Here is a 13,703-nt window from a genome sequence, read left to right as displayed (position 1 = left end):
CGTTATTCGTAGATAACGGCCGCCTTGCCGGCCTCGGCCTGCGCCGTCCAGCTGGCCAGCGCCGCATCGGTCGGGAAGAAGCGCGCGGCTTCACCCAACTGCAACTCCACCTGCGCGCCGCCCCGCGCGAGCGACAAGCGCACCGGCAAGCCCTGGCGCAGTTCCCCATGCTCGCTGCTCTCGATGCGCGGCGGAAAGTCGCGAGCGATACGAGCGATGTCGGGCGCCTTGCCGTTGACTGCCACGCGCAGGAACTTGCCGAAGCGGCAGCGCGCCGCCGCCAGATCCCACACCTGGGTGACGTTGAAGCGCGCCTCGAAGCCGCCGCGGCCCGGCTGCAGCTTGCCGCTGACGATCACCAGTTCGTCATCCTTCAGCACGTTGCGATTCGCGTTGAACACGGCCTCGTCGGCGGTGGCGTCGATGGCTTCGCTCTTGTCGTCGAGCTTGAACAACACCAGCCGGCCGCGCTGCCCGTTGATCACGCGCAGGTCGCTCACGATGCCGGCGATCACCTGTTGCTCGCGGCCGTCGAGCAGGTCGGCAATCTCGCGTTTGCAGAAGCGGCGCACCTCGTGCGCGACCTCGTCGAACAGGTGGCCGGAAAGATAGAAGCCGATGGCCGTCTTCTCGTAGGTCAGGCGTTCCTTCACGCCCCAGGGCGTGGCGTCGATCAGGTCGGGCTCTTGCGTGGCCGAGCCGTGCTCGCTGTCGCCAAAGATGTCGACCTGCGCCGCGTTGGCCGCCGTGGCGTTCGCGAACTCGAAGGCACGGTCCAACGAAGCGCTCAGCGATGCACGGTTCTGTTGCAACGCATCGAAGGCGCCAGCCTTGATCAGTGCCTCGACCGTTCGCTTGTTGATGCGGGTGCGATCCACGCGCACGCAGAAGTCGAACAGGCTCTTGAACGGGCCGCCCTCCTCGCGCGCCGCCGCGATCGCATCGATGGCATGCTGACCGGTGCCCTTGATGGCGCCGAGGCCGTAGCGGATCACCTTGTCGGTTACGGGCTCGAAGCGGTAGCGGCCACGGTTCACATCCGGCGGCTCGAAGGTCAGGCCGAAATTCTTCACCGCGTCCTGGAACAGCACCTTGAGCTTGTCGGTGTCGTCCATTTCCACGGTCATGTTGGCGCAGAAGAACTCGGCCGTGTAGTGAACCTTGAGCCAGCCCGTGTGGTACGCCAGCAGCGAGTAGGCCGCGGCGTGCGACTTGTTGAAGCCGTAGCCCGCGAACTTCTCCATCAGGTCGAAGATTTCGTCGGCCTTGTCCTGCTCGATGCCGTTGACCGCGGCGCCCTTGCGGAAGATGGCACGGTGCTCGGCCATCTCCTCGAGCTTCTTCTTGCCCATCGCGCGGCGCAGCAGGTCGGCGCCGCCGAGCGAGTAGCCGCCCAGGATCTGCGCGGTCTGCATGACCTGCTCCTGGTAGACCATGATCCCGTAGGTCTCGCTGAGCATCTCTGCCACCAGCGGATGCGGATACTCGACCGGCTCGCGGCCGTGCTTGCGCGCGACGAAGCTCGGGATCAGGTCCATCGGGCCGGGACGGTAAAGCGCGTTCAGCGCGATCAGGTCTTCCAGCCGCGTCGGCCGCGCGTCCTTCAGCATGCCCTGCATGCCGCGGCTTTCAAACTGGAACACCGCCTCGGTCTTGCCGTCGGCAAACAGCCGGTAGGTGGCCGCATCGTCCAGCTTGATGTCTTCGTACGCGAACTTTTCCTGGCCCTTGTGGCGCGCGACGATGAAGTCCTTGGCGATCTCCAGGATCGTGAGCGTTGCCAGGCCCAGAAAGTCGAACTTCACGAGGCCGATCGCCTCCACGTCGTCCTTGTCGTACTGGCTCACGGCCGAGTCGCTGCCGGGCTGCTGGTAGAGCGGGCAGAAGTCGGTGAGCTTGCCGGGCGCAATGAGTACGCCGCCGGCGTGCATGCCGATGTTGCGCGTCATGCCTTCGAGCTTCTGCGCGAGCTCGACCAGCATGCGGACTTCTTCTTCCTTTTCGATGCGCGCCGCGAGTTGCGGCTCCATCTCGATCGCGTAGTTGTTCTTGTCGCCCTCCACCTTCGGGTTCGGCGGGTACTGGATGGTGACTGGCTGGCCCGGCTTGTTCGGAATGAGCTTGCTGATGCCGTCGCAGAACATGTAGCTCATGTCGAGCACGCGGCCCACGTCGCGAATGGCTGCGCGCGCGGCCATGGTGCCGAAGGTCGCGATCTGGCTCACCGCGTCGCGGCCGTATTTGTCCTTGACATAGTCGATCACCCGGTCCCGGTTGCCCTGGCAGAAGTCGATGTCGAAGTCGGGCATCGAGACGCGCTCGGGATTCAGAAAACGTTCGAACAGCAGGTTGTATTCGAGCGGGTCGAGGTCGGTGATCTTCAGCGCATAGGCCACCAGCGAGCCGGCGCCCGAACCCCGACCCGGGCCCACCGGGCAGCCATTGTTCTTGGCCCACTTGATGAAGTCGCCGACGATCAGAAAGTAGCCCGGGAACCCCATGTTCAGGATGGTGTTGATCTCGAACTCGAGGCGCGCCACATAGCGCGGCCGCTCGGCGTCGCGCTTTGCAACGTCCGGATAGAGGTGGGCCAGCCGCTGCTCCAGCCCTTCGAAGGATTCCACGCGGAAGAACTCGTCGATCGGCATGCGCACGCCATCGACCTCGGGCGTCGGAAAGTCCGGCAGTTGCGGCTTGCCGAGCACCAGCGTCAGGCTGCAGCGCTTGGCGATTTCGACCGTGTTGGCGATGGCGCTCGGCACGTCGGCAAAGAGCTGTTCCATTTCGGCGGCAGACTTGAAGTACTGCTCGCGCGTGAACTTGCGAACGCGGCGCGGGTTGCCGAGGATCTCGCCTTCCGAAATGCAGACGCGCGCTTCGTGCGCCTCGAAATCGTCGGGCCCGGCGAACTGCACCGGGTGTGTCGCGACCACCGGCAACTGCAGCCGCGCCGCGAGCTGGACGGCCGCCACCACGTGCGGCTCGTCTTCGGGCCGGCCGGCACGTTGCAGCTCGATGTAGAAGCGGTGCGGAAAGATGCCGGCCAGTTGCAACGCGATTTCGGCCGCACGCGCATCGCCGTGCGCGCCGCCTTGCAGCAAGGGCTGGCCGAGCGGCCCGGCCTGCGCACCCGACAGCAGGATCAACCCACCGTTGAGTTCTTCGAGCCAGGCCAGCTTGCAGACCGCCTGCGACTGTCCGCGCCCGACGTTCTGCGTCCAGGCCCTTGCCAGCAGTTCCGAAAGGTGCAGATAACCCTGCGTGTCCTGCACCAGCAGCACCATGCGCGTGAGTGCCCCGATTTCCTTGCCCAGCCCCTCGACGAAGATCTCGGCGCCCAGAACCGGCTTGACGCCCTTGCCGCGCGCTTCCTTGTAGAACTTGACCGCGCCGAACAGATTGCTCAGGTCGGTGATGGCCAGCGCCGGCTGCTTGTCTTTGGCGGCAGCCTTGACGACTTCGTCGATGCGGTTGGTGCCGTCGACGACGGAAAATTCGGTGTGCAGACGCAGGTGGACAAACATCGCTTCATTGTAGAAAGCCGCCAGTTCACGATGCGATCTTCCGTTCTCTAAAATCGCGCCCTGTGCAAGAGATTTTGAATATCGCGGCCTACAAGTTCGTGGCCATTGACGACGCGCTGACGCTGCGTGACGAACTGCGTGCGCGCAGCCACGCGCTGGGCCTCATGGGCACCATCCTGCTGGCACCGGAGGGCATCAACCTGTTCCTGGCCGGCACCGCGGACGCGGTGCGCGGCTTCGTTGCATTCCTGCATGCCGACGCACGCTTCGCCGACCTCGAAACCAAGGAGAGCTGGTCGGGGGCGCAGCCGTTCCGGCGCATGCTGGTCAAGGTCAAGCGCGAGATCATCCGCATGGACCATCCGGCGATCCAGCCTGCGGCCGGGCGCGCGCCGGGCGTGGAGGCGCAAACGCTCAAGCGCTGGCTCGACCAGGGGCATGACGACGCGGGCCAGCCGATCGTGATGCTCGACACGCGCAACGCCTTCGAGGTCGACCACGGCACTTTCGAACGCGCGATCGACTGGCGCATCGAAAAATTCACCGAGTTTCCACAAGCCCTGCTCGACCACCGCGACCAGATCGCGGGCAAGACGGTCGTGAGCTTCTGCACCGGCGGCATCCGCTGCGAGAAGGCCGCGATCCTGATGCGCGAGGCCGGCGTGGCCGACGTGCTGCAGCTCGAGGGCGGCATCCTCAAGTACTTCGAGCAGGTCGGCGGCGCGCACTACCGCGGCGACTGCTTCGTGTTCGACGGTCGCCGCACGCTCGGGCCCGACCTGGCCGCCTCCGGCACCGCCGCCAGCGCGCGGGCGGCCGAAGACCCGGACATCGCCCGCAAGCAGTGAGCAGCCTGCGCCCGCTGGACGGGCGCCTTCAGCATTCGACCCGGCGCAGCAGGCGCAAGCCGTTGGCCACCACCAGCAGGCTCGCGCCCATGTCCGCGAACACCGCCATCCACATGGTCGCATTGCCGAACACCGCCAGCACGAAGAACACCACCTTGATCGCCAGAGCCAGCGTGATGTTCTGCCAGAGCACGGCATGGGTGCGCCGCGACAGGCGGATCGTCTCCGCGATGCGGCCCAGGTTGTCGTTCATGATCACCACGTCGGCGGCCTCCATCGCCGTGTCGGTGCCGGCGCCGCCCATCGCAAAACCGATGTCGGACCGGGCCAGCGCCGGCGCGTCATTGATGCCGTCGCCGGTCATGGCCGTGGGGCCGTAGCGCTGGCGCATCTCCTGGATGGCAGACAGCTTGTCCTCCGGCAGCAGTCCGCCGCGGACATCGCCGATGCCGGCCTCGCGTCCGACGGCCTGCGCCGTCGCCATGTTGTCGCCGGTCAGCATGACCGGGGTGACGCCCATCTGCCGCAGTTGAGCAACGGCGGCCACCGAACCGGGCTTGATCGTGTCGGCCACGGCGAAGAGTGCGAGCACGCCTGTGTCGTCAGCCAGCAGCGTGACGGTGCGCCCCTGCGCTTCATGGGCGGCCAGTTCTGCTTCAAGTTCCGGATCCGTTTGATTGCGCTCCCCGATCAGGCGGTGATTGCCCAACACCATCGCCTTGCCGTCCACCACGCCTTCGACACCGCGCCCCACCAGCGCCTTGAACCGATCCACTTCCAGCACCGTGCCCTCGATGCCCTCGGCAATCGACTTCGAAACGGGATGGTCAGAGCGGGCGGCAAGGCTCTTGGCCCAGCGTCGAGCCTGGGCCTCATCGCTTTGCCGCCACGCCTTGAATGCCACCAGTCTCGGCTTGCCCTCGGTCAGGGTGCCGGTTTTGTCGAGCGCCACGGCCTTGAGCAAGCGCGCGTCTTCGAGATAGGTGCCGCCCTTGATCAGGATGCCGCGGCGCGCAGCTGCCGCCAGGCCGCTGACCACCGTGACCGGCGTGGAAATGACCAGCGCGCAGGGACAGGCAATCACCAGCAACACCAGCGCCTTGTAGACGGCGGTGAGCCACGCCCAATCCAGCAGCAGCGGCGCAAGCACGGCCACCGCAAGCGCCAGCGCGAACACCGCGGGCGTGTAGATGGCCGCAAAGCGATCCACAAAGCGCTGCGTCGGAGCGCGGGTGCCCTGCGCCTCTTCCACCGCATGGATGATCCGCGCCAGGGTCGTGTTGCTGGCCACCGCAGTCACGCGGAACTCCAGCTCGCCGTTCTCGTTGATGGTGCCGGCAAACACCTGGCTGCCGGGCTCCTTGTCCACCGGGATGCTCTCGCCGGTGACGGGCGCCTGGTTGATGCTGCTGTGACCCCGTGTCACCACGCCATCGAGGGCGATGCGCTCGCCGGGCTTCACGCGAGCCACTGCGCCGATCGCGATATCGCTGGCCTTGGCGCGGCCCCAGCTGCCATCGGCCTGCAGCACTTCGGCGTCGTCCGGCGCGAGGTCGACCAGGCCCTTGATCGCGTTGCGGGCGCGGTCGACTGCACGCGCCTCGATGAGTTCTGCGATGGCATACAGCGCCATCACCATGGCCGCCTCGGGCCACTGGCCGATGACGAATGCACCCGTCACGGCAACCGACATCAGGGCGTTGATGTTGAGCTTGCCGTGGCGCAGCGCGGTCAGGCCCTTGGCATAGGTCTCCAGCCCGGCCAGCCAGATCGCCGCTGCCGCGACCCCCATGCCGGCCACTTTCCAGGCGGTGGTGTCGGGCGCAAGGAAAGACACGCCTTCCGCCACCAACGCAAACCCAAGTGCAGCCACAAGCCGCAGGTAGCCCGTGCCGGCGCCATGCTCGTGCATCGCGCTGCTGCCAGCGTCGGCCTGGCCTGTAGAGACGGGCACCGGCTCCGGCGCGAAGCCGGCCTTGCGGATGGCCGCAAGCGCGATCGCAACGGCCTCGTCGGCGGCATCGATGCGCAGGGTTCTCTGGGGCAGCCGGAAATGCAGGCCGCGAACACCGGGAATCGGCTCGACCAGCCGGCGAATCTCGGACTCTTCCACGGTGCAGTCCATCGTTGCGATGCGGAAGGTGTTGGGCGCTTCGACGGCCGGCACCGATCGGTGCCCGGCGTCGACGTTCGGCGCAGCACAACATGCGATGGCGACAGGCGGAGCGGGACTGCAGCACGCAGCTGACGGCGCGCAGCATGAATCGCCCGGGGTTGCGTGGTGTGAGTGCTCGTGTTTGGCCATGGTTTTCGCTTTCAGGGGTATTTCACACCCTGTACCCACTACAGGGTCAAGCGGCTACGATGGCTTGCTTTACCGCAACCGGAGCAGACGATGAAGATCGGCGACCTGAGCAGCGCGACCGGTGTCGACGTCGGCACCATCCGTTTCTACGAGCGTGCGGGCCTGCTTGCCGAGCCCGCGCGTCAAGCCAATGGCTACCGTGCCTATGGGCACGAGCATCTGGAAGGGTTGTCTTTCGTGCGCCACTGTCGGGCACTCGACATTCCGCTGGCCGATATCAAGAGGCTGCTGGATTTCACGACTTCGCCCCTGGAAGACTGTGCGGACGTCAACCTGCTCGTGGACGAGCAGATCGAGCGCGTGCGCGCGCGGCTGAAAAGCCTCAAGGCGCTGGAAAAGCAGCTGACCGCGTTGCGGGCGCAATGCGCTCAGGGGCATCGCGCCAGGGAATGCGGAATTCTCGGTGAGCTGGTGTCCGCGGCGCATGGCGAGGCATGCATCTGCCATTCGTGATTCAGTGAGCGTGCCAGCCGCGCTGCTTCAGCGGGAGGCGCGGTCGATACCGACTTGCTGGCGCCGGTCAAGCTGCAGCCGCGCGGCCAGCGCGCCGTTGACCCTCAAGGGCTCAGGGCGCAATGATGATCCGCCGCTTCTTCTTGATCGTGACGATCGGCTGATGCTCGGGCGGCCGGGGCGGTGGCGGTGCGTTCCGCGCCGCCCGCGGCGTGCCGGTGGCGCGGTCCAGCGCGTGTTCGACCCGGCTGGTGTTCAGGATCCGAACCAGATCGCCATTGACCTGGGCATAGGCACCGTCGGGCAGTTGGGCCAGCGCCCCGATCTGCATGCCATCCTGAACCGTCCCGAGCAGGCGCAGTTCGGCCCTTGGCTGGCAAAAGAAAGACCATTGGTTGCCCAGCCGCAATTGGAGAGGTGGTCGACGCATGCGAAAACTGTAGGAGATGGGTGGGTGCCTGACGCGGCTCTGGCAGAAGCGGCGCGGTCGCAAAGACGTTTCCGCAGCGCGGAGCAGGACGGCTCCCAGTGTACCGAAGCGGGCAGGTGCGACCGCCATTCCACGGCTATACCCGACCGGATCGTGCCGGATCCCATATCCACCGCTGGCGAGTGGCACAGTACGGCACCGAACGCCCCGTTCGCTGGACTACCTTGAAACTGCTGCACCCCCTCGCCGCGCTGCTGGCGCTGGCCTTCACGCTGACCCCGTTCGCGCACGCTGCACCGGCCGGCGACATCGCACCGCGCGTGGCGGCCTGCATCGCCTGCCATGGCCGGGAAGGTGCCGCCAGCAGCACGGCCTACTTTCCGCGCCTGGCCGGCAAACCGGCGGGTTACCTGTTCAATCAACTGGTCAGCTTTCGCGACGGCCGCCGTTTCAATTCCGACATGACGCACCTGGTGCAGCACCTGTCGGACGATTACCTGCGCGAGATCGCCGGATACTTTGCGGCGCTCGACCTGCCGTACCCCCCGGTCAGCGACCGCACCGATGCCAGTGCCGCCACCCTGGCGCGCGGCAAGACGCTGGCGCAGGAAGGCGACGCAACGCGCAAGATCCCGGCCTGCGTGCAATGCCACGGCGCGGCGCTCACCGGCGTGCAGCCCGGCATTCCTGCGCTGGTCGGGCTGCCCCGCCTGTACCTGTCGTCGCAGCTCGGCGCGTGGTTGACCGATGACCGTCATGCGCTCGCACCCGACTGCATGGCACAGGTGGGCCGCAAGCTGACGACGACGGACATCAACGCCGTTGCCAGCTGGCTCGCGTTGCAGCCGATGCCGGCCGATCCCAAGCCGCTGGCGACCTTGCCCGGCCCACTGCCGCTGCCCTGCAGCGCGATGCCGAAATGAAGTCCCCGATGCTTCGGCGCACAGTGTCCCTGCTTGCCGTGCTGGCGGCGCTGCTCGCGCTGGCGGCCGCGGCCGTGGTCGCACTCAACCTGCGCGGTGAAGACGCGCTGCCCGACCCGCCGCTGGCGCTCGACGCCACGCCGCAACAGATCGAGCGCGGCCGCTACCTCGCGCTGGCCGGCAACTGCGCGGGGTGCCACACCACCCGCGGCGGCGCGGCCTATGCGGGCGGCCTCGGCATCGACACGCCCTTCGGCACCGTCTACGCGGGCAACCTCACGCCCGACGAACGCACCGGCATCGGCAGCTGGAGCGCCGCGCAGTTCTGGCGCGCCCTGCACAACGGCCGCTCGAAGGACGGCCGGCTGCTGTACCCGGCGTTTCCATACCCCAGCTTCACGCAGGTGACGCGTGCCGATTCCGATGCGCTCTACGCCTGGCTGCGCACCGTGCCGGCCGCCGACGCGCCGAACACGCCGCACAAGCTGCGCTTTCCTTACGACACGCAGGCGGCGCTCGCGGTGTGGCGGGCGCTCTCGTTCACGCCGGGCAGCTACGTCGCCGATGCGGCCAGGCCCGCCGAATGGAACCGCGGCGCCTACCTCGTCAACGGCCTCGGCCATTGCATCGCATGCCATGGCCCACGCAATGCGCTGGGCGCCACCGAAGGCGACCGGGGGCTGTCGGGCGGCTCGATCCCCGTGGAGCGCTGGTATGCACCATCGCTCACCTCGACGCGTGAGGCCAGCGTCGCAGGCTGGGAGAAGCAGCATGTGGTCGATCTGCTGAAGACCGGCACCTCGCCGCGCGCATCGGTCATGGGACCGATGGCGGACGTGGTGTACCGCAGTACTCAGCATTTGAGCGACGACGACCTCGAAGCGATGGCGACCTACCTCCAGCAATTGCCGGACAGCACGCCAACGCCAGCGCCGACCCGCACCGCGCCGCAGCGCCGCGACACGGGCGTGATGGCGCGCGGCGCACGCGTCTACGACCAGCGCTGCGCCTACTGCCATGGCGACGCGGGCCAGGGCCAGCCGGGCGCCTACCCGCCTCTGGCCGGCAGTCGCGCGGTAAACATGGAAACGCCGGTGAACCTGATCCAGGCCGTGCGCCGCGGTGGCTTCCTGCCCGCCACGGCCGGCAACCCGCGGCCCTACGGCATGCCGCCGTTTGGGCACCTACTCGACGATGAGGAAATTGCCGCAGTGCTGACCTACGTGCGCGGCGCATGGGGCAATGACGCGCCCCCGGTCACGCTGAGCGAGACGATGCGCCGCTGACCTAGACCGGCGTGGTCTTGACGTCGGGTTCCTGCACGCCGAACGGGTGGCCCGGCAGCGGGATGAACTCGGTTTCACCGGCCACGTGGCCCATGCGCTGGGCGGCCCAGTCGGCACCGGCTTCGAGGATGCGCTCGCGCCGACTCGAAACAAAGTTCCAGGTGATGTAGCGAGGGCCATCGAGCGCCTCGCCGCCGACCACCATCAGGCGCACCGGTGCCTGTGCCTGCAGCACAGCGCCAGCACCATCGGGCAGCGCTGCCATGGTGTGCGCAGCGACCGGTGTGCCGTCGACCGACACGTCGCCATCCACCGGATAGACCGCCATTTCGGTCGCCAGTGCCGGCAGTTCAAAGCGCGCGCCCGTGGGCAGCGCGATGTCGAGGTAGAGCGTCGGCGCGAAGGTCTTGACCGGAGAGCGCAGGCCGAACGCTTCGCCGATCAGCACGCGCACAGGCACGCCCTGCACCACCGCCGCGGGGATCGCGGCGGCCGGCGTGTGCTCGAAGCTCGGGTCGGTCTCTTCGAAGGCTTGCGGCAGCGCGGCCCAGAGTTGCAGGCCGTGGTTGGTGTAGGTGGATTCGAGCAGCCGTTCGGGCTTGCGCTCGGAGTGCACGATGCCGCGGCCGGCGGTCATCCAGTTGATGGCGCCGGGCAGGATCTCCTGCACGCTGCCGAGGCTGTCGCGGTGCATCATCGCGCCCTCGAACAGGTAGGTCACCGTGGCCAGCCCGATGTGCGGGTGCGGCCGCACATCGTGCTGGGCACCGGGCTGCTCGTTGGCAGGCCCGAAGTGATCGAAAAAGACGAAAGGCCCGACCGAGCGGCGCTTCGCCGCCGGCAGCAGGCGCCGTACCTTGAAGCCGCCGCCGAGGTCTTTGTCAGCGGGATGCAGCAATAGAAGCGAGTCCATGCTGCATCATGCCTCAGCCCTTTCCGGCAGACCAGCGCTCGGACACCTTGGCCACGCGCTCGCCGAACAGGCGTGCCGTCTCGAGGTCGCCCGCCGGCATTTCAGCCGGGGACGAGTCCGAAGGCGACTGCGCCATCGCGCCGCTGAAGGAGCCGACATAGTTGACGTCGCTGCGCAGCGCCGCCTTGGCGTTGCTCGGCATGATCGCGGTGCCGACCCAGATGCCGCCCTGCTGCATCGCCAGCGTGAACAGGTAGTGCAGCGTCGAGAGCTTGTCGCCGTTCATGGTGGCGCTGTTGGTGAAGCCGGCAAACAGCTTGTCCTTCCAGGCCTGGGTGAACCAGGGCTTGGACGAAGCATCGGCAAACTTCTTGAACTGCCAGCTCACGCTGCCCATGTAGGTGGGCGAGCCCATGATGATGGCGTCGGCGGCGGCCAGCACCTCCCAGCCGCCCTCGGGCAGGTTGCCATCGGCATCGATCTGAACGAGTTCGGCGCCCGCACCGTCCGCCACGGACTGGGCCATGCGCTGCGTGTGGCCGTAGCCCGAATGAAAAACGACTGCGATCTTTGACACGTGACTTCCCTTGGCTCAGGTGATCAAGAGAATCAGCGCTTGCCGTCGATGCTCAGGCGACCGGGGCCGAAGCCAGCCAGTGCGAGCAGGCCACCGGCGATGGCGATGTTCTTGTTGAAGTTGATCTGCTGCATCATTTTCATCGCGTCAGGTGCAGACCAGTACTTGTGGAAGAACACAGCCGCGGCGACGGTGAACAGCGCCATGACGATCGCCACGATGCGGGTCTTGTAGCCGAGCAGCAGCGCAATGCCGAGCCCGAGTTCCACGAAGACCGCGATCGCCGCGCCGACCTGTGGCAAGGGCAAGCCAACCGAAGTGATGTAGCCGACCGTGCCCGCGAAGCCCATCAGCTTGCCGATGCCGGCGGGGATGAACAGGTAGGCCATCAAGATGCGGCCAACCAGGGCCATCGTGTCTTGCAGCGAGGTGGTGGTGACGCCGGACGAAGACATCGAGGCGGTGGTGGAAGCGGACATATAGGAACTCCTGGTTGAAAAAAAGAAAAAAGACAAACAAGAACCGGGCCACCCGCAGGCGGCCCGGAAAATCAGGCGGCGAGATCGAAGACGAGGACTTCCGCGTCCTTGCCGCCGGCCAATGCCAGTTGCGATTCGCCTTCGAGCAAGGCGGCGTCACCGGTGCTGAGCTTGCGGCCATTGACCTCTAGCTCGCCGCGCACCAGGTGCACATAGCTCTTGCGACCGGGGTCGAGCGCGAGGCTGGCCTTTTCATCGCCATCGAGCAGACCGGCAAACAGCCTGGCATCGGCATGCAGCGTCACCGAGCCCTCGGCGCCATCCGGCGAAGCCACGAGGCGCAGTTTGCCGCGCTTCTCGGCCACGTCGAACTGCTTCTGCTCGTAGTCGGGCGCAATGCCGCGCACGTTGGGCTCGATCCAGATTTGCAGAAAGTGCGTGGTCTCGTCGGCCTTGTGGTTGAACTCGCTGTGCGTCACGCCGCGCCCTGCGCTCATCCGCTGCACGTCGCCGGGCGGGATCGACTTCACGTTGCCCATGCTGTCCTTGTGCGCGAGCTCGCCCGACAGCACGTAGCTGATGATCTCCATGTCCTTGTGCCCATGTGTGCCGAAACCGGCACCCGCCGCCACGCGGTCTTCGTTGATCACGCGCAGATTGCCGAAACCCATGTGGGCCGGGTCGTAGTAGCCGGCAAACGAGAAACTGTGAAACGAGCGCAGCCAGCCGTGATCGGCGTAACCGCGTTCCTGTGATTTACGGACTTGCAACATCGTTGAACTCCTGGCCCCTTCGGGCCTACTCTTCGCATGCCGCGCCCTGTGCGCAGCGGATGTGAAGAACTTTAGGGCGCAGCCCCGGACCACCAGAGGTCTCGATTTGATGGCACCATTCAAATTATTTGAACGATGGAGCCCGAATGCCCAACCCTCGCGATGTACTCACGCCCGATGCCCTGGCCATGCTGCAGACCGTGGTCAGCGCGGGCAGCTTTGCCGGTGCGGCCCGCACCCTGAACCTGGTGCCGAGCGCCCTGAGCTACCGCGTGCGCCAGATCGAGGACGCACTCGACGTGCTGCTGTTCGACCGCAGCGCGCGCCAGGCCCGCCCCACCGAAGCCGGCGCCGAGCTGCTGCGCGAAGCCGCACGCCTGCTGGCCGACATCGATGCCGTGGCCAACCGCGTGAAGCGCGTGGCAACCGGCTGGGAGCCGATGCTCACGATCGCGGTCGACAGCGTCATTGCGCGCGATCCGATGCTCGACGTCGTCGGCGCCTTCTACGCGCTGGAACCGCCGACGCGGCTCAAGCTGCGCGATGAGACCCTGCTCGGCACCACCGAAGCCCTGACGACGGGCGAGGCCGATCTGGCGATCGGCACCGTGCTCAATGCCGGCAGCCTGGCGTTCACCACCAGCGGAATTCTCAGCCGACCGTTGGGCGAGCTGCGCTTCATCTACGCGGTGGCGCCGCACCATCCGCTCGCCCGTTTCGACGGCGCGCTGACCGAGGACATCCTGCGACAGCATCGCGCGGTGGCCGCCGCCGATTCGTCACGCGCCGGCCCCAGCATGACCGTCAACCTGGTCGGCGGGCAGGACGTGCTGACGGTGCCGACCATGCAAGCCAAGCTCGCCGCGCAACTGCACGGCCTGGGTGGCGGCTACCTGCCCGAACCGATGGCACGGCCTTATGTGGAGGCGGGCCATCTGGTTCAGTGCCGCACGGCACGGCCGATGCATTCGGTCGTGCTGCACTGCGCCTGGCGCGCACGCAGCGCGGGCAAGCCGGGTCGCGCGCTCGAATGGTGGCTCGCGCAGTTCGAACACGAAGGTACGCGCCGCGCCCTGCTGGAACGCCACAGGGGTCGGTGACGGCCGGCCGTTGTAGAGTGTGCCGATCCCGA

12 protein-coding genes are annotated in these 13,703 nt (G+C 66.9%); 5 read left to right on the top strand and 7 right to left on the bottom strand.

Annotated features, from left to right (window positions below):
- Nucleotides 1–2: 2 nt before the first annotated feature.
- Nucleotides 3–3,524 carry a DNA polymerase III subunit alpha gene (dnaE, locus tag ACSFA8_RS12690; protein ID WP_435479877.1) on the bottom strand — a complete coding sequence of 1,174 codons (3,522 nt, stop codon included), beginning with the start codon at nucleotides 3,522–3,524 and terminating at the stop codon, nucleotides 3–5.
- Between the two features lie 62 nt (nucleotides 3,525–3,586).
- On the opposite strand from dnaE, the gene ACSFA8_RS12685 reads away from it, so the two are divergent.
- The gene (locus ACSFA8_RS12685; protein WP_435479876.1) at nucleotides 3,587–4,372 is read left to right on the top strand and encodes a sulfurtransferase; all 786 of its coding nucleotides are present in this window, start codon (nucleotides 3,587–3,589) and stop codon (nucleotides 4,370–4,372) included.
- A 28-nt stretch (nucleotides 4,373–4,400) separates the two neighbouring features.
- On the opposite strand, the gene ACSFA8_RS12680 is transcribed toward ACSFA8_RS12685, so the two are convergent.
- On the bottom strand, nucleotides 4,401–6,677 hold the full coding sequence (locus ACSFA8_RS12680) for a heavy metal translocating P-type ATPase (protein ID WP_435479875.1): 2,277 nt from the start codon (nucleotides 6,675–6,677) through the stop codon (nucleotides 4,401–4,403).
- A gap of 90 nt (nucleotides 6,678–6,767) precedes the next feature.
- On the opposite strand from ACSFA8_RS12680, the gene ACSFA8_RS12675 reads away from it, so the two are divergent.
- Nucleotides 6,768–7,190 (top strand): Cd(II)/Pb(II)-responsive transcriptional regulator, encoded by a 423-nt coding sequence (locus ACSFA8_RS12675; protein ID WP_435479874.1) that lies wholly within the window; start codon nucleotides 6,768–6,770, stop codon nucleotides 7,188–7,190.
- Between the two features lie 112 nt (nucleotides 7,191–7,302).
- Here the strand turns inward: ACSFA8_RS12675 and ACSFA8_RS12670 are convergent, their stop codons facing one another.
- Entirely contained in the window at nucleotides 7,303–7,599 is a 297-nt protein-coding gene (locus ACSFA8_RS12670; RefSeq protein ID WP_435479873.1) for a hypothetical protein, read from the bottom strand.
- A gap of 245 nt (nucleotides 7,600–7,844) precedes the next feature.
- On the opposite strand from ACSFA8_RS12670, the gene ACSFA8_RS12665 reads away from it, so the two are divergent.
- A complete protein-coding gene (locus tag ACSFA8_RS12665) occupies nucleotides 7,845–8,543 on the top strand; it encodes a c-type cytochrome (protein ID WP_435479872.1) in 699 nt (232 codons plus the stop codon).
- An 8-nt stretch (nucleotides 8,544–8,551) separates the two neighbouring features.
- Nucleotides 8,552–9,829, top strand: a complete 1,278-nt coding sequence (locus tag ACSFA8_RS12660) for a c-type cytochrome (protein WP_435479871.1) — start codon at nucleotides 8,552–8,554, stop codon at nucleotides 9,827–9,829.
- A 1-nt stretch (nucleotide 9,830) separates the two neighbouring features.
- Here ACSFA8_RS12660 and ACSFA8_RS12655 read toward each other — a convergent pair whose 3' ends face one another.
- The 4 genes from ACSFA8_RS12655 to ACSFA8_RS12640 form a co-directional block, all read right to left on the bottom strand.
- Nucleotides 9,831–10,742 carry a pirin family protein gene (locus tag ACSFA8_RS12655; RefSeq protein WP_435479870.1) on the bottom strand — a complete coding sequence of 304 codons (912 nt, stop codon included), beginning with the start codon at nucleotides 10,740–10,742 and terminating at the stop codon, nucleotides 9,831–9,833.
- A 13-nt stretch (nucleotides 10,743–10,755) separates the two neighbouring features.
- Nucleotides 10,756–11,319 carry a flavodoxin family protein gene (locus ACSFA8_RS12650; protein ID WP_435479869.1) on the bottom strand — a complete coding sequence of 188 codons (564 nt, stop codon included), beginning with the start codon at nucleotides 11,317–11,319 and terminating at the stop codon, nucleotides 10,756–10,758.
- Between the two features lie 32 nt (nucleotides 11,320–11,351).
- Nucleotides 11,352–11,798, bottom strand: coding sequence for a DoxX family protein (locus ACSFA8_RS12645; protein ID WP_435479868.1), 447 nt, complete (start codon nucleotides 11,796–11,798; stop codon nucleotides 11,352–11,354).
- A 71-nt stretch (nucleotides 11,799–11,869) separates the two neighbouring features.
- Nucleotides 11,870–12,571: a pirin family protein gene (locus tag ACSFA8_RS12640; RefSeq protein WP_435479867.1), complete on the bottom strand. Its 702-nt coding sequence runs from the start codon at nucleotides 12,569–12,571 to the stop codon at nucleotides 11,870–11,872.
- Between the two features lie 146 nt (nucleotides 12,572–12,717).
- Between ACSFA8_RS12640 and ACSFA8_RS12635 the strand changes: the two genes are divergently transcribed.
- Complete coding sequence (locus tag ACSFA8_RS12635; protein WP_435479866.1) at nucleotides 12,718–13,671, top strand: LysR family transcriptional regulator; 954 nt, start codon at nucleotides 12,718–12,720, stop codon at nucleotides 13,669–13,671.
- Nucleotides 13,672–13,703 lie beyond the last annotated feature (32 nt).

This window comes from Variovorax nitratireducens, assembly GCF_051216545.1.
Taxonomy (GTDB): Bacteria; Pseudomonadota; Gammaproteobacteria; order Burkholderiales; family Burkholderiaceae_C; genus Variovorax.
This window is presented reverse-complemented; position numbering and strand designations above follow the sequence as displayed.